Raw genomic sequence first — 16,673 nt, 5'->3', positions numbered from 1 at the left:
CCGACCAGGTTAATTTCATGCCGATTCCACCACGTTCAGCTCATTCATTTTCCTCTCCTGCATTCCCACCGTTCCCCTGAAATAAGGTTAATTCCGCGCGTGATTATTTTACCTATTTAGCGCCATTCATCGCCGGAATATTTCGCCTGACTAAGCGTGATTTATCCGCCTTCCGGCAATAATTCTGGCCGAAACCGGTTTAATTTCACAAAAAATTCAGAAAAAATTTATCCCGTCTCATCCCTTGCAGGCACTGGAATTAGCCACTGTCGCGCCATACGTGTCACACCAGATATTTCCGTTAAGGGTTGTCAGATAATCTCACTATGCTACGGTATAGGCGCTTAAATTTACGCAGGGTACAACAAGAAATAGTCAGACATTTAACCAGGAATTTCATTACTGCATGGCAATTAAACTCGAAGTAAAGAATTTATATAAGGTATTTGGCGATCATCCCGAAAAAGCATTTAAGCTGATTGAAAAAGGCGAGAGTAAAGAGAGTATTCTGGCGAAAACCGGCCTCTCACTCGGCGTCAAAAATGCCAGTCTGGCCATTGAAGAAGGCGAGATCTTTGTCATTATGGGGCTGTCCGGCTCCGGCAAGTCCACTATGGTTCGCCTTCTCAATCGTCTGATCGAGCCGACACGCGGCCAGGTGATTATTGATGGCGTCGATATTGCCAAAATATCCGACGCAGAATTGCGTGATGTGCGCAGAAATAAAATCAGCATGGTATTCCAGTCATTCGCACTGATGCCACACATGACGGTGCTAAATAATACCGCGTTCGGCATGGAATTAGCTGGCGTGGCGCTGCAGGAGCGGCAGGAAAAAGCGCTCGACGCGCTGCGTCAGGTCGGACTGGAAAATTATGCTCACGCCTGGCCCGATGAACTCTCCGGCGGAATGCGTCAGCGTGTTGGATTAGCCCGCGCACTGGCGATTAATCCGGATATATTGCTAATGGACGAAGCCTTTTCCGCACTTGATCCATTAATTCGCACGGAAATGCAGGATGAACTGGTAAAACTGCAGGCGAAACATCAGCGCACCATCGTGTTTATTTCCCACGATCTGGATGAAGCCATGCGTATTGGCGACCGCATCGCCATCATGCAGGGCGGCGAAGTGGTGCAGGTCGGCACGCCGGATGAAATCCTCAATAATCCGGCCAACGATTATGTGCGCACCTTCTTCCGCGGCGTGGATATCAGTCACGTCTTTAGCGCCAAAGATATCGCCCGCCGCAGCGCCGGCGCGCTGATTCGTAAGGCCGCCGGTTTCGGTCCGCGTTCGGCAATCAAACTGCTGCAGGATGAAGACCGCGAATATGGCTATGTGCTGGAGAAACAGAAATTCATCGGCGTCGTCTCCACTGACTCGCTGAAAGCGGCACTCGCCGCCGGTGAAGGGCTGGATAACGCCCTGCTCGACGCACCGCTGGCGGTTCCTGCCGATACCTCGCTCAACGATTTGCTCTCTCACGTCGCGCAGGCACCCTGTGCGGTGCCGGTGATCGGCGAAGATCAGCAGTACGTCGGTATCATTTCCAAAAGCACGCTGTTACGCGCTTTAGATCGTGAAGGAGCCCAGCCATGAGTGCACAAAACGCCAATCCATGGGAAAGCGCCAGCCAGACCAGCGCACCACCCGCCACCAGCAACGCCGCCGCAGCCAGCAGCGATCCGTGGTCCGCGACAGGTAGCAGCACACCGGCTGACAGTAGCACCAGCGCCGCCGATGCCTGGGGCAACGCCGCCGGCAGTACATCGGATGCCGCCAGCAGTGGTGGACACGATGCCGTCAGCAGCGCCGCCAGCAGCAGCGACTGGCTGAGCAGCGCACCGGCCGCGGCGCCGGAGCACTTCAGCCTGCTGGATCCGTTCCACACCACGCTGATTCCGCTGGATCGCTGGGTCACCGAAGGCATCGACTGGGTAGTTACCCACTTTCGCCCGCTGTTTCAGGGCATTCGCGTGCCGGTGGATTATATCCTCAGCGCCTTCCAGCAACTGCTGATGGGTCTGCCTGCGCCAGTGGCGATCGTGGTGTTTGCGCTGATTGCCTGGCAGATTGCCAGCCCGGCGATGGGCCTCGCCACGCTGATATCGCTGGTGCTGATTGGCATGATCGGCGCCTGGTCCCAGGCGATGGTGACGCTGGCGCTGGTGCTCACCGCCCTGCTGTTCTGCGTACTGATTGGCCTGCCGCTTGGCATCTGGCTGGCGCGCAGTGAGCGCGCGGCGCGCATCGTGCGGCCCCTGCTGGATGCGATGCAAACCACGCCAGCGTTCGTCTATCTGGTGCCCATCGTCATGCTGTTTGGTATCGGCAACGTGCCGGGCGTGGTGGTGACGATTATCTTTGCCCTGCCGCCGGTGGTGCGTCTCACCATACTCGGCATCAAGCAGGTGCCGGCTGACCTGATCGAAGCCAGTGAATCTTTCGGTGCCAGCCCGCGCCAGATGCTGTTCAAGGTCCAGTTGCCGCTGGCGATGCCGACCATTATGGCCGGTGTCAATCAGACGCTGATGCTGGCGCTATCGATGGTGGTCATCGCCTCGATGATTGCCGTTGGCGGTCTGGGCCAGATGGTGCTGCGCGGTATTGGTCGCCTCGATATGGGCCTTGCCAGCGTGGGCGGCGTCGGTATCGTGATCCTCGCCATCATTCTCGACCGCCTGACGCAGTCGGTAGGTCGCGACAGCCGCAGCCGTGGCAGCCGCCACTGGTACAGCAGCGGGCCGCTGGGTTTGTTGCTGCGTCCATTCAGTAAAAAAGCCTGATTTCTTTGGGCGGCCCGCTGCGGTCGCCCGTCTCCGACGTCACACGTAAAATAAGGAATGACTATGCGCAAGACAGCTCTATTCGCCGCCGTCCTGACCACGGTTGCCGCGACGCACGTGTCCGCCGCCGACCTTCCGGGCAAAGGCATTACCGTTAAACCGGCTCAGAGTACCATTTCCGAAGAGACCTTCCAGACGCTGCTGGTGAGCCGCGCGCTGGAGAAGCTGGGCTACACCGTTGAGAAGCCGAGTGAAGTGGATTACAACGTGGCTTACACCACCATTGCCGGCGGTGATGCCACGTTTATCGCTACCAACTGGCAACCGCTGCATGACGACATGTATAAAGCCGCCGGCGGTGATAATAAATTTTATCGCCAGGGCACCTACGTCAGCGGTGCCGCCCAGGGTTATCTGATCGACAAGAAAACCGCCGATCAGTATCACATCACCAACATCGAGCAGCTGAAAGATCCGAAGCTGGCCAGACTGTTTGATACCAATGGCGATGGCAAAGCAGACCTGACAGGCTGTACGCCTGGCTGGGGCTGTGAGGCGGTGATTAACCATCAGATTGAAGCCTACAAACTGAGCGATACCGTGGTACACAACCAGGGTAACTACTCGGCGATGATTGCCGACACCATTACGCGCTTCAAACAGGGTAAACCGATTCTCTATTACACCTGGACGCCATATTGGGTCAGCGACGTGCTGAAGCCGGGTAAAGATGTGGTGTGGCTGCAGGTGCCGTTCTCCTCACTGCCAGGCGCGCAGAGCAAAGTGGATACCAGACTGGCCAACGGCGCTAACTATGGCTTCCCGGTGAACACCATGCATATCGTGGCCAACAAAGCATGGACGGAGAAGAATCCGGCGGCGGCAAAACTGTTTGCTGAAATGAAGCTGCCGATTGGCGACATCAATGCCGAGAACGCCGCGATGCATGCCGGTCACGCCTCAGAAGCGGACATCAACAGCCACGTTGACGGCTGGATCAAAGCTCATCAGGCGGAATTTGATAAATGGGTCAGCGACGCCATGGCGGCGGCGAAATAAGCCCGTGCGGCACCCCGTATCAGCCACGTGGTGCCGCCATTTTCCGCCCTTCCGCCCCGTCAGTAAGCGAAGCGTGCGCTATAGCGCACTGGTACGTCCTGTTAATTAACACAACATTGAAATAATTTTTTGGGTTATTATTACCCACATATGATTATTTACCCGCTTTTCCCACCAGCTATGTCTCCTTTCCGCCGCCCGCATCGGGTCCGTCGCGCCAGGATGAGTCTGCGTTATCGGTGGCATTCACCCTGCCACATGCCGGTTATACGTCAGACAACGAACGGAATTCATCACGCCGCTGGTGCTGGCGCGTTACCCGGACTAACCGGTGCCTTGTCGATTAACCCATTGATTTACTCCAGCAAAGCCGGCCGGGAAAAGTGTTTAGAAAACGTAAAGATCAATGCAAAGTGGTGAGCGATACTGTTCATTAATGATTGGCTTTGTTATGGTTAGCCACACAGTTATTCACCTAAGTTATTTTTACTCGCGAAATTATTCAATCCACTGAAGGTTTCGCTTAGCGAATTGATGACGATGGCGGCTTTGTCTGCAAAGCGGCTGGTCAGGGCGCAGAGCCCAGGGTTATGGACCGACCTGGAACGCCAGGTGCTGACAGTGTGACGGTGCAAACAATCACAGGCGGAAAATATGACTACGCTTAATCTGTCACCCTCATTATTATATTTGTTGCAACTAAGAGGTTTTTAATGGAAAGCTCGTTTACTCCCATTGAGCAGATGCTAAACATCCGTGCTAATCGCCACAAAGATTTTCCGCTGCAGGAGATCATCCTGACCCGTCTGTGCATGCACATGCAGGGTAAGCTGCTGGATAATCGCAACAAAATGTTGAAGGCGCAGGGAATTAACGAAACTTTATTCATGGCGCTGATTACGCTGGACGCGCAGGAAAACCAGAGCATTCAGCCTTCTGAGCTGAGCTCGGCGCTGGGTTCTTCCCGCACCAACGCGACGCGCATCGCTGATGAACTGGAAAAGCGCGGCTGGATCGAGCGTCGTGAGAGCGACAACGATCGCCGTTGCCTGCACCTGCACCTGACGGAAAAAGGTAACGAATTCTTACGTCAGCTGCTGCCACCACAGCATCAGAGCCTGCAGTATCTGTGGTCCTCGCTGACTGATACCGAGCAGGAGCAGCTGGAAGCCATCACGCGTAAGTTGCTTAACCGTCTCGATAAAATGGACGAAGATCAGGTTATCGCTTCCCTGTCGCGTTAATAGCAAGAACTGCGACACAATCACCCACCGAAATCGCTATTTTAATCCCCTTTTATCCGGCCAGCGTTGCAAACGCTGGCTTTTTCGACTCGGGCGACCGTGTTGATGGATCAACACATCCCGACTAAATGGCAAACGTGGAGAACGACATGAGTGCGACAGCGGAAGCTCAAAGCCCGCAACAGCCCGCGAACAAAAAGAAGAAGCGCAAAGGTGCGCTGATCCTGCTGGCTATCGTGTTTATCGTGATTGGTGTGGGTTATCTGGCTTACTGGTATCTGGTGCTGCGCCACTTCCAGGAAACCGATGACGCCTACGTGGCAGGCAACCAGGTGCAGGTGATGGCCCAGGTTTCCGGCAGCGTGAATAAAGTGTGGTTCGAGGATACGGATCGGGTGAAAAAAGGCGACATTCTGGTGTCGCTGGATAAAACCGATGCGCAGCAGGCATTCGAGAAAGCGCAGACCGCGCTGGCCACCAGCGTGCGCCAGACGCACCAGCTGATGATCAACGGCAAACAGTATCAGGCTACCATCAAGCTGCAACAGACCGCGCTGGATCAGGCCGAATCCGACCTGAAACGTCGCGAGCCGCTCGGTGCCGCCAATCTGATTGGTCGCGAAGAGCTGCAGCACGCGCGTGATGCCGTGGCCACGGCGAAAGCCCAGCTGGACGTGGCAATTCAGCAGTACAACGCGAACCAGGCGATGATCCTGAATACCGACCTCGAAAACCAGCCGGCGGTAAAACAGAGCGCCGCTGAGCTGCGCGATGCCTGGCTGGCGCTGCAGCGCACCGACATCCGCAGTCCGATGGACGGCTATGTCTCGCGTCGCAGCGTGCAGGTCGGTTCACAGATCTCCACCAGCACACCGCTGCTGGCGGTGGTGCCGGCCACCAACCTGTGGGTTGACGCCAACTTTAAAGAGACGCAGCTGGCAGGCGTGCGCATCGGTCAGCCCGCCACAGTCATCAGTGATATCTACGGCGATGATGTGGAGTATCACGGCAAAGTGGTTGGTCTGGATATGGGCACCGGTAGCGCCTTCTCGCTGCTGCCTGCGCAGAACGCCACCGGTAACTGGATCAAAGTGGTACAGCGCCTGCCGGTGCGTATCGAACTCGATCCGCAGCAAGTGGCGCAACATCCGCTGCGTATCGGCCTGTCCACGCTGGTGAAAGTAGATACCCAGAACAAAGATGGCGCCGCGCTGGCCAGCAATGCCCGCACCCAGGCCGCGTATGAAAGTAACGCGCTGGCAATCGACCTTGCGCCGGTTAACCAGCTGATCGCTGACATTGTCCGTGCCAACGCGCAATAACCTCGCGGGAGGCTGTTATGGCACAAAAGCCGCTTGAAGGTGCGCCGTTAGTTCTGATGACCATCGCCCTGTCGCTGGCGACGTTCATGCAGGTACTCGACTCCACCATCGCTAACGTGGCGATCCCGACCATCGCCGGTAACCTCGGGGCGTCCAACTCGCAGGGCACCTGGGTGATCACCTCGTTCGGGGTGGCGAATGCCATCTCGATCCCGATCACCGGCTGGCTGGCAAAGCGCGTTGGTGAAGTGAAGCTGTTCACCTGGTCGACCATCCTGTTCGCGCTGGCCTCATGGGCGTGCGGCATGTCCGAAAGCCTGGAAATGCTGATCTTCTTCCGCGTGATTCAGGGCGTGGTGGCCGGTCCGCTGATTCCGCTGTCGCAAAGTTTGCTGCTGAACAACTACCCGCCGGCCAAGCGCAGCGTGGCGCTGTCGCTGTGGGCGATGACGGTGATTGTTGCGCCGATCTGCGGTCCGATTCTCGGCGGCTGGATCAGCGATAACTATCACTGGGGCTGGATCTTCTTCATCAACGTGCCGATTGGCGTGGTGGTAGTGATGCTCACGCTGCAAACCCTGCGCGGGCGCGAAACCAAAACTGAGATCCGTCCGATCGATATGGTCGGTCTGGTGCTGCTGGTGGTGGGGATTGGTTCTCTGCAGGTGATGCTTGACCGCGGTAAAGAACTCGACTGGTTTGGCTCAACCGAAATCATCGTGCTGACGGTGGTCGCGGTGGTGTCGCTGGCCGTGCTGCTGGTGTGGGAGCTGACCGACGATCACCCGATTGTCGATTTGTCGCTGTTTAAGAAGCGAAATTTCACCATCGGCTGTCTGTCGATCAGTCTGGCTTACATGCTGTACTTCGGCTCGATCGTCCTGCTGCCGCAGTTGCTCCAGGAGGTATACGGCTATACCGCCACCTGGGCAGGGCTGGCATCGGCGCCGGTGGGGATCATTCCGGTGATTCTGTCGCCGATCATTGGCCGCTTCGCCCATAAGCTCGATATGCGGCGGCTGGTAACCTTTAGTTTTATCATGTACGCGGTGTGCTTCTACTGGCGTGCGTATACGTTTGAGCCGGGGATGGATTTCGGTGCCTCCGCGTGGCCGCAGTTTATCCAGGGGTTCGCGGTGGCCTGCTTCTTTATGCCGCTGACCACCATTACGCTGTCCGGCTTGCCGCCAGAGCGTATGGCGGCGGCCTCCAGCCTGTCGAACTTTGTGCGTACGCTGGCGGGTTCAATCGGAACGTCAATCACCACCACCATGTGGACAGACCGCGAATCGATGCACCACAGCTACCTGTCGGAATCGGTTAATCCATTCAATCCGAATTCGCAGCAAATGTATGACCAGCTGCAAAGCATGGGCATGACGCAGCAGCAGGCGTCGGCTTATATCGCACAGCAAATTACTAATCAGGGCCTGATTATCTCGGCTAACGAGATCTTCTGGGCATCGGCGGGGGTGTTTTTGGTCCTGCTGGTTCTGGTGTGGTTTGCCCGTCCGCCGTTTGGCGCAGGCGGTGGCGGCGGTGGCGCGCACTGAGTGACAGAAACAAAAACGGGCCACAGCGGCCCGTTTTTTTATTTATGCGTTCTGACGCCACCATTCGGCGAGCAGGATACCGGTCGCGACCGAGACGTTGAGGCTTTCAACGTTGCCGGTACCGCCAATCGACAGGCTGATATCGCCCTGCTGGAATGCGCTGTCTGACAGACCTTCACGCTCCTGACCCAGCACCAGTACCATTTTGGCTGGCAGCGCCGCCTGCGCCAGTGGCTTACCGGCGTGGCTGGATGTGGTCACGATGGTGTAACCGGCTTTGCGGAATGCTTCCAGACCCGCAGCAAAGCTTTCGCCGCTGATCGCCTGAACGTGCTCTGCACCGCCTTCAGCCGTGCGGACTGCGGCACCCGACTCCAGCAGCGAGGCATCATTGACCAGCAAACCTTTGACGCCAAAGTGCGCGCAGCTGCGCATGATACCGCCAAGGTTGTGCGGATTGCTGACATCTTCCAGCGCCAGTACGCAGTCTTTGCTCTGCGCCTGCTGCAGCCATTCCGCCACCGGCATGCCCATGCGCTTCTTAATAATGAAGCACACGCCGCCGTGGTGTTCAGTCCCGGACGCTTTCGCCAGCTCGGCGTCGTCCACGACGTGATAGGCTTTGCGGTTTGCTGCCAGCCAGCGCAGGGTTTCGCGGAAGCGCGGCGTGACGCTTTGCACGAACCAGGCACGGACGATGCTTTCGGGACGGCTCTGGAACAGCGCCTGGCAGGCGTTTTCGCCGTATACGCGCGTCTCTTCCTGACGCTGACGGCGAATCAGTTCCGGGTCGATAACCGGCTTGCTGCTGGCCGCTTCGTCACCCGCATCCGCTTCAGCGGCGACAGGCGGACGTGACACGGTGCGCCACGGTGAATCACTGAAGCCGCGATCGTCCCGATCGCTGCGACGACCGCGCGCGCTATCGTCACGCGGACCGCGCGAACGGCCAGCATCATCACGTGGACCACGCGAACGCCCGGCATCATCGCCACGGGCGGTGCGCGGACGACCGCTCTCTTCATTATTACGGGTGCTGCGAGGACCAGAGCGACGATTCTCTTCCTGGCGCGCAGCAGGACGGCCGCCTTTGCCGGTACGGGGATTTGGCTTCTGACCGCCCTCCTCATCACGTACGTACATCACTTTTACCTTGCCGCTTTTGCCTTTAAATTCGTCGTTCATCTGTTCCTCCAGCATTGAGAGCGCGAAGATTACCTGATGTGTCGGCGCTTAGCTATCAACTATTGAACCTATTGCTTAATCCAGATTGAGCATAGCATTCAACCTTTTCATAATGTTCACCAATCCTAAGATTTACAGGTCCGGTTTGAGGTGACGATGAATACTGTATGTGCCTCCTGTCAGGCAACTAACCGCGTTCCCGAGGAACGTCTGGCCGACGGAGCCAAATGCGGTCGCTGCGGCGATGCGCTGTTTAGCGGTGAAGTGGTGAATGCCACGGCGGCCACGCTGGATAAATACCTGCAGGACGATCTGCCGGTCGTGGTCGACTTCTGGGCGCCATGGTGCGGCCCGTGCGTGAACTTCGCGCCGGTGTTTAAAGACGTCGCTGACGAGCGGCGCGGCAAAGTGCGCTTCGTGAAAGTGAACACTGAGGCGGAACCTGCGCTCAGCACGCGTTTTCGCATCCGCAGCATCCCAACCATTATGCTGTTCAAAAACGGTGAGATGGTGGACATGCTGAACGGTGCGATGCCGAAAGCGCCATTCAACGAATGGCTCGACGAATCACTCTAATCCCCCAGGGCCAGCCACGCGCTGGCCTTGTTTTTGCCCTTCTATTACACTGGCGTTTTTCCCTGTCCGCGATGCTATGTCTGATAATGCCGTCCTGCGCCTGCGTGCGCAGCGTTTAGCGCGTGCCACGCGCCCGTTTCTTGCCCGAGGCAACCGCGTGCTGCGCTGTCAGCGCTGCCTGCTGCCGCATAAAAACTGTCTGTGCGCGACCCTGCAGCCGCAACAGGCGCGCAGCCGGTTTTGCCTGGTGATGTTTGATACTGAACCAATGAAACCCAGTAATACCGGCCGGCTGATTGCCGACATTCTGCCGGAAACCCAGGCCTTTGGCTGGTCGCGCACCGAGCCCGACGCCGCGCTGCTGGCGGCAGTGCAGACGGCGGATTATCAGCCGATGGTGGTGTTTCCCGGTGCCTACGCCGATGCCGATCGCCAGGTGCTGACCACGCCACCCACCGGCGGCAAGCCCCCGCTGTTTATTATGCTCGACGGTACCTGGACCGAAGCGCGCAAAATGTTCCGCAAAAGTCCGTGGCTGGATAGCTTTCCGGTGATGTCACTGAATGTGGCGACGCCGTCGCGCTACACGCTGCGCGAAGCCCACGCGCCTGGCCAGCACTGTACCGCCGAAGTGGCCGCCGCGCTGCTGGAACAGGCAGGTGACGCCTCGGCGGCGCAGGCGTTGCAGCAGCACTTTGAACGCTTTCGTCAGGCCTATCTGGCCGGTAAACCCCACCATCCAATACACGCGCAAGCAGATAATTTCTGAAGCTGGCTCGCAGCCTGACATCGACAAATCGGCAACCGGCGTAAAAGCGTTTACAATCATGCCAATCCCGAGAGCAGGAGCGAATGATGAGCCAACGTGGACTGGAAGCGCTGTTACGACCGAAATCAATTGCGGTGCTGGGTGCGTCGATAAAACCGGGCCGCGCTGGCTATCTGATGATGCGCAACCTGCTGGCGGGCGGCTTTGGCGGTCCGGTGTTGCCGGTCACGCCCAAATACAAGGCGGTCAGCGGCGTGCTGGCCTGGCCGGATGTGGCCAGCCTGCCCTTCGCCCCCGATCTGGCGATTATCTGCACCCACGCCAGACGCAATCTGGAACTGTTACAGCAGCTGGGAGAAAAAGGCTGTAAAGCCTGCATCATTCTCTCCGCGCCGGCCAGCCAGCTGGAGGCGCTGAAAGCCTGTGCCAGCCAGTGGCAGATGCGCCTGCTGGGCCCCAACAGTCTGGGCCTGTTAGCCCCCTGGCAGGGGCTGAATGCCAGCTTCTCACCGGTACCGATTGCGAAAGGACGCATCGCCTTTATTTCGCAATCGGCGGCGGTGTCCAACACCATTCTCGACTGGGCGCAACAGCGCAACCTGGGCTTTTCGTGGTTTATCGCCTTAGGCGACAGCCTGGATATTGACGTCGACGACCTGCTGGATTTTCTTGCACGCGATGGCAAAACCAGCGCCATTTTGCTCTACCTGGAACACCTGAGCGATGCCCGGCGCTTCGTTTCTGCCTCGCGTAGCGCAGCGCGTAATAAACCGATTCTGGTGATCAAAAGCGGTCGCAGCCACCAGGCTCAGGCGATGATCGGCACCGCCAGCGGACTGGATGCTGCCTGGGATGCCGCCATTCAGCGCGCCGGTCTGCTGCGCGTGCAGGACACGCATGAGCTGTTTTCCGCCGTGGAGTCGCTCAGCCACATGCGCCCGCTGCGCGGTGAGCGCCTGATGATTATCAGCAACGGCGCCGCTCCGGCAGCCCTGGCGCTGGATGAACTCTATGCGCGTAACGGCAAGCTGGCGACGCTGGATGAGCCCACGCTGCAGGCGCTGGCGGCCCTGCTGCCGGAGGGCATCGGGCGCGGTAATCCGCTGGATTTGAAAGATCATGCAACCCCCGCGCTGTACGTGGCCTGCGTAACACAGCTGCTCGACAGCCATGAACTGGATGCGCTGATGATTATTCATTCACCCAGCGCCGTCTCTCCGGCCAGTGAAACCGCCACGCAGATTATTGCGGCGGTGGCCGCGCATCCGCGGGGTAAGCAGGTGACGCTGCTGACCAACTGGTGCGGCGAACACTCTTCGCAGGAAGCCCGCCGCGCATTCACCCAGGCCGGCATTCCGACCTGGCGCACGCCAGAAGGCACGGTGACGGCATTCATGCATCAGGTTGAGTACCGGCGTAACCAGAAACAGTTACGCGAAACGCCAGCGCTGCCGCTGGGCCTGACGCAAAACAGCGCCGAGGCACATCAGCTGCTGCAACAGGCACTGGATAGCGGCATTACCACGCTGGATACGCACGAGGTGCAGCCCATACTGCAGGCTTACGGGCTGGCGACGCTGCCAACCTGGATCGCCAGCGACAGCCAGTCTGCCGCTAAGATTGCCGACCAGATTGGTTATCCGGTGGCGCTCAAGCTGCGCTCGCCGGATATTGCGCATAAGTCGGATGTACAGGGCGTGATGCTCTATCTGCGCAGCGCGGCAGAAGTTGAACAGGCAGCAGACGCCATCTTCGATCGCGTGCGTGAAACGCATCCGCAGGCGCGCATTGACGGCCTGCTGGTGCAAAGTATGGCGAACCGCGCCGGTGCACAGGAGTTGCGGGTGGTGGTTGAGCATGACCCGCTGTTTGGCCCGATCATCATGCTGGGCGAAGGCGGTGTGGAGTGGCAACCGGACAAGCAGGCCGCCGTGGCGTTGCCGCCGCTGAATATGACGCTGGCGCGCTATCTGGTGATTCAGGCACTGAAGAGCGGCAAAGTGCGCAGCCGCAGCGCACTGCGACCGCTGGACATCACCGGTCTGAGTCAGCTGCTGGTGCAGGTATCAAACCTGGTGGTCGACTGTCCGGAGATTCAGCGGCTGGATATTCATCCGCTGCTGGCATCCGCCAATACCTTTACCTTGCTGGACGTGACGCTGCAGCTGGCTCCGTTTCATGGCGACAGTGAGGCGCGGCTGGCGATTCGTCCCTATCCGCACCATCTGGAAGAGCAGGTGCAGCTTAAAGATGGCCAGCGCTGCCTGTTTCGCCCGATTCTGCCGGAGGATGAACCGCAGCTACGTGCCTTCATCGCCCAGGTCACCAAAGAAGACCTTTACTATCGCTACTTCAGTGAGATCAATGAGTTTACCCACGACGATTTGGCGAACATGACGCAGATCGATTATGACCGGGAGATGGCGATTGTCGCAGTACGCCAGCATAACGGTGCTGATGAGATCATCGGCGTGACGCGCGCCATCTCCGATGCTGACAATATTGATGCAGAATTTTCGGTATTGGTGCGTTCCGACCTCAAGGGTCTGGGCATGGGCAGACGGCTGCTGGAAAAGATGATCCGCTATACGCGCGATCACGGCCTGCAACAACTGAACGGTATCACCATGCCGCACAATACCGGCATGATTACCCTGGCGCGAAAACTCAATTTTCGTGTGAATATTCAACTGGATGATGGCATTGTCAGCCTGATTTTACCGCTGGCTGACACCGGTGACCTGGCTGTAGAGAAAGGTAAAAATCCTCCTTAACCGGCCGGTTGATGTTATTATTTATCGTTAGGATCATGATTTGATGGCAAAAGGCCATACAATGAACAGAGAAGAAGTGCACTGTGATGTTGTCTAAATTCAAACGCAATAAACACCAACAACACCTCGCACAGCTGCCTAAACTGTCACAGTCCGTGTCGGATGTGACCACGCTTTACTCGCCCGCCGAGTTTCGTGAAACCCTGCTGACGAAAATTGCTACGGCAGAAAAACGCATCTGCATCGCCGCGCTGTATCTGGAAAATGATGACGGCGGGCGCAGCATCATGCAGGCGCTGTATGCAGCGCGTCAGGCGCGCCCGGAACTGGATGTCAGCATTCTGGTGGACTGGCATCGTGCGCAGCGCGGCCGTATTGGTGCCGCGCGCGGCCTGACGAACGCCGACTGGTATTGCGAAATGGCGGCGCAGCATCCCGATATCGCGATTCCGGTGTACGGCATTCCGGTGAACACCCGGGAAGCGCTGGGTGTGCTGCATCTGAAAGGCTTTATCATTGACGATACCCTGCTCTACAGCGGTGCCAGCCTGAACGATGTTTATCTGCATCAGCATGACAAATACCGTTATGACCGTTATCAGCTGATCCGAAATCCGCAGCTGGCGGACACCATGTTTCAGTGGATTGGTGAGAATCTCAAACATTCTGAGGCCGTTAACCGTCTCGACCAGGCCGAACGTCCCTCCAGCCCGGAAATCAAGAATGAAACCCGCCAGTTTCGCCAGGAGCTGCGCAGCTTCAATTATCAGTTTACCGGTGATGCCGGCAACGAATCACTGGCCGTCACGCCGCTGGTCGGGCTGGGTAAACGTAGCCTGCTGAACAAAACCATCTTCCATTTAATGCCCTGCGCCGAGCGTAAGCTCACGCTGTGCACGCCTTACTTTAACCTGCCGGCCATTCTGGTGCGAAATCTGATCCAGCTGCTGCGTCAGGGCAAAGAGGTCGAGATCATCGTCGGCGATAAAACCGCCAACGATTTCTACATTCCGCCACACGAGCCGTTCAAGATTATCGGTGCGCTGCCCTATCTGTATGAAATCAACCTGCGTCGCTTCCTCAGCCGGTTGCAGTATTACGTCAACAACGGCCAGCTGACGGTGCGTTTGTGGAAAGATGGCGACAACAGCTATCACCTGAAAGGCATCTGGGTTGATGACGAGTGGATGATGATCACCGGTAATAACCTCAATCCGCGCGCCTGGCGACTCGACCTGGAAAATGCGGTGCTGATTCACGATCCGCTCAACCAGCTGGCAGAGCAGCGCGATAAGGAACTGGCGTTGATCCGTCAGCACACCACGGTGGTGAAACATTTCCGCGAGCTGGAGAGCATATCTGATTATCCGGCTAAGGTGCGTAAGCTGATTCGCCGTCTGCGTCGCATCCGTATCGATCGCCTTATTAGCCGTCTGCTGTAGCCGATGCGTGCACTCATCCTCTGTGCGGTATTACTGTGTAGCGGATGTGCGCATGTGGCGCAGGACAGCTGGACCGGCCAGGATAAGGCACAACACTTTTTCTCCTCTGCCGCTCTGGCTGCCGCCGGCAGTGAGATCTCTCAGCATCAACATCAGAGCCGCGGGCAAAATCTGCGCTTCGGCCTGCTCTTTTCGCTAAGCTTCGGCGTAGCCAAAGAAGCCTGGGACAGCCGCCCTGCCGGGAGCGGCTGGAGCTGGAAGGATCTTAGCTGGGATGTCGCCGGCGCGGCCAGCGGCATTGCCCTGTGGAACCTGAGTCAGTAATCACAGCGCAATCCCCTTGCCTTTGCGGTGCAGCATCAGCGATACCAGAAATGCCAGCGCGCCCATTGCCGAGACATACCAGAAGAAGGTGGTTTCGATGCCGTGCTTCTTCAGCAACAGCGCCACGTACTCGGCCGAACCACCAAAGATAGCGTTAGCTACCGCATAGGAAAGTCCCACGCCCAGTGCCCGCACTTCCGGCGGGAACATTTCCGCTTTAAGGATGCCGCTGATCGCGGTGTAGAAACTGGTAATAATCAGCGCCAGCATCACCAGCACGAACGCCAGCCCGCTACTTTGCACATTCTGCAGTAACATCAAAATCGGCACGGTACAGATAGCCGCGCCAGCGCCGAAGATCATCATTGATGCCCGCCGGCCAATCTTATCTGACAGCGCACCCACAATCGGCTGAATCAGCATGAATACCAGCAGCGCGCCGGTCATCAACGCACTGGCGCTACGCGCATCCATACCCGCCGTGTTCACCAGATATTTCTGCATGTAGGTTGTGAAGGTATAGAAGCTCAGCGATCCGCCGGCGGTAAAGCCAAGCACCATCAGGAAGGCGCGCGAATGGTTACGCAGCAGGCCAAGGATGCTGCCGGCATCGCGATGTTCCCGGTGCTTTTTCTCGGAGGTTTCATTCAGTGAGCGACGCAACCACAGAGCGACCACCGCCAGAACCGCGCCAAGAAAGAACGGGATACGCCAGCCCCAGCTGCGCAGCGCTTCATCACTGAGGATTTGTTGCAGTATCACGACCGTCAGCACGGCTAACAGCTGACCGCCAATCAGGGTGACGTACTGGAACGACGCGTAGAAGCCTTTGCGCCCTTCCAGTGCCACCTCACTCATGTAGGTAGCGCTGGTACCATATTCACCGCCCACCGATAAGCCCTGAAACATGCGTGCCAGTAGCAAAATCACCGGCGCCGCAATGCCGATTTCGCCATAGCCGGGTAAACAGGCGATAACCAGCGAACCAAAACACATCATGCATACCGAGATCAGCATCGAACTTTTTCGGCCGTGACGGTCCGCGATGTAGCCGAATAGCCAGCCACCGATGGGACGCATTAAGAAGCCCGCCGCAAACACGCCGGCCGTTTGCAGCAGTTGGGTAGTGGTGTCGCCGGCCGGGAAAAATACATGGGCAAAATAGAGCGAAAAGAACGAGTAGACGTAGAAATCAAACCATTCGACCAGATTGCCGGACGACGCGCCGACAATGGCCCAGATGCGTTTTTTACTGACGGCTGCCGCTTCCGGCTGGGCCGATTTTTGTTGTAAGTCGGTCATCTTTTACCTCATTTCCTTGCGAAGAACATCGCTAAAGCAATGAGTAAAGCATCTGAGGGCGGCACGGGGGGATTCGTGCCCGTTCAGGATGACAAAATGTGACAGAGCTGGAGTTTTAGGGAGAGATTTTGCAAGGGGTGAAGTGGATTTGGCGATCGCCAGACGTAAAGAAGCCCCGGACTCTCGTCCGGGGCTTTTTTACTGGTTTGATGCCTGGCAGTTCCCTACTCTCGCATGGGGAGGCCCCACACTACCATCGGCGCTACGGCGTTTCACTTCTGAGTTCGGCATGGGGTCAGGTGGGACCACCGCGCTGTTGCCGCCAGGCAAATT

Annotated in this window: 13 protein-coding genes and 1 rRNA gene; 11 read left to right on the top strand and 3 right to left on the bottom strand. The window is 57.6% G+C overall.

Annotated features, from left to right (window positions below; all coding sequences use genetic code 11):
- Positions 1 to 406: 406 nt before the first annotated feature.
- The 6 genes from proV to emrB all read left to right on the top strand — a co-directional run bounded on the left by proV (position 407) and on the right by emrB (position 7,968).
- Positions 407 to 1,603, top strand: a complete 1,197-nt coding sequence (gene proV, locus C1Y42_RS17760; protein WP_021506469.1) for a glycine betaine/L-proline ABC transporter ATP-binding protein ProV — start codon at positions 407 to 409, stop codon at positions 1,601 to 1,603.
- Entirely contained in the window at positions 1,600 to 2,790 is a 1,191-nt protein-coding gene (proW, locus tag C1Y42_RS17755; protein ID WP_104094047.1) for a glycine betaine/L-proline ABC transporter permease ProW, read from the top strand. The genes proV and proW overlap by 4 nt, the downstream gene beginning before the upstream one ends.
- 63 nt (positions 2,791 to 2,853) lie before the next feature.
- Positions 2,854 to 3,849 carry a glycine betaine/L-proline ABC transporter substrate-binding protein ProX gene (gene proX / locus C1Y42_RS17750; protein WP_104094046.1) on the top strand — a complete coding sequence of 332 codons (996 nt, stop codon included), beginning with the start codon at positions 2,854 to 2,856 and terminating at the stop codon, positions 3,847 to 3,849.
- A 713-nt stretch (positions 3,850 to 4,562) separates the two neighbouring features.
- A complete protein-coding gene (mprA, locus tag C1Y42_RS17745) occupies positions 4,563 to 5,093 on the top strand; it encodes a transcriptional repressor MprA (protein ID WP_021506466.1) in 531 nt (176 codons plus the stop codon).
- 149 nt (positions 5,094 to 5,242) lie between these two features.
- Positions 5,243 to 6,415 carry a multidrug efflux MFS transporter periplasmic adaptor subunit EmrA gene (gene emrA, locus C1Y42_RS17740; RefSeq protein WP_104094045.1) on the top strand — a complete coding sequence of 391 codons (1,173 nt, stop codon included), beginning with the start codon at positions 5,243 to 5,245 and terminating at the stop codon, positions 6,413 to 6,415.
- A 17-nt stretch (positions 6,416 to 6,432) separates the two neighbouring features.
- Positions 6,433 to 7,968, top strand: a complete 1,536-nt coding sequence (gene emrB, locus C1Y42_RS17735; protein WP_021506464.1) for a multidrug efflux MFS transporter permease subunit EmrB — start codon at positions 6,433 to 6,435, stop codon at positions 7,966 to 7,968.
- 42 nt (positions 7,969 to 8,010) lie between these two features.
- Here emrB and C1Y42_RS17730 read toward each other — a convergent pair whose 3' ends face one another.
- A complete protein-coding gene (locus tag C1Y42_RS17730) occupies positions 8,011 to 9,153 on the bottom strand; it encodes a tRNA/rRNA methyltransferase (RefSeq protein WP_104094129.1) in 1,143 nt (380 codons plus the stop codon).
- Between the two features lie 156 nt (positions 9,154 to 9,309).
- Between C1Y42_RS17730 and trxC the strand changes: the two genes are divergently transcribed.
- From trxC to C1Y42_RS17705, 5 genes are all read left to right on the top strand, one after another.
- Positions 9,310 to 9,729: a thioredoxin TrxC gene (trxC, locus tag C1Y42_RS17725; protein ID WP_021313847.1), complete on the top strand. Its 420-nt coding sequence runs from the start codon at positions 9,310 to 9,312 to the stop codon at positions 9,727 to 9,729.
- Positions 9,730 to 9,805: 76 nt separating this feature from the next.
- Positions 9,806 to 10,498, top strand: coding sequence for a tRNA-uridine aminocarboxypropyltransferase (locus C1Y42_RS17720; RefSeq protein WP_104094044.1), 693 nt, complete (start codon positions 9,806 to 9,808; stop codon positions 10,496 to 10,498).
- 86 nt (positions 10,499 to 10,584) lie between these two features.
- Positions 10,585 to 13,272 carry a bifunctional acetate--CoA ligase family protein/GNAT family N-acetyltransferase gene (locus tag C1Y42_RS17715; protein WP_104094043.1) on the top strand — a complete coding sequence of 896 codons (2,688 nt, stop codon included), beginning with the start codon at positions 10,585 to 10,587 and terminating at the stop codon, positions 13,270 to 13,272.
- Positions 13,273 to 13,355: 83 nt separating this feature from the next.
- Positions 13,356 to 14,714 carry a CDP-diacylglycerol--serine O-phosphatidyltransferase gene (gene pssA, locus C1Y42_RS17710; protein WP_176428114.1) on the top strand — a complete coding sequence of 453 codons (1,359 nt, stop codon included), beginning with the start codon at positions 13,356 to 13,358 and terminating at the stop codon, positions 14,712 to 14,714.
- A gap of 3 nt (positions 14,715 to 14,717) precedes the next feature.
- Positions 14,718 to 15,038 carry a YfiM family lipoprotein gene (locus C1Y42_RS17705; protein WP_059009994.1) on the top strand — a complete coding sequence of 107 codons (321 nt, stop codon included), beginning with the start codon at positions 14,718 to 14,720 and terminating at the stop codon, positions 15,036 to 15,038.
- Here the strand turns inward: C1Y42_RS17705 and C1Y42_RS17700 are convergent, their stop codons facing one another.
- Positions 15,039 to 16,340, bottom strand: coding sequence for an MFS family transporter (locus tag C1Y42_RS17700; RefSeq protein ID WP_104094042.1), 1,302 nt, complete (start codon positions 16,338 to 16,340; stop codon positions 15,039 to 15,041). It abuts the gene before it with no gap.
- Between the two features lie 211 nt (positions 16,341 to 16,551).
- Positions 16,552 to 16,667 (bottom strand): 5S ribosomal RNA (rrf, locus tag C1Y42_RS17695).
- Between the last annotated feature and the right edge of the window lie 6 nt (positions 16,668 to 16,673).

The sequence above is a fragment of the Pantoea sp. ICBG 985 genome (genome assembly GCF_002928365.1).
Taxonomy (GTDB): domain Bacteria; phylum Pseudomonadota; class Gammaproteobacteria; order Enterobacterales; family Enterobacteriaceae; genus Pantoea; species Pantoea dispersa.
Note: the sequence above shows the minus strand (reverse complement) of the source record. Positions and strands in the feature narration are given on the sequence as shown.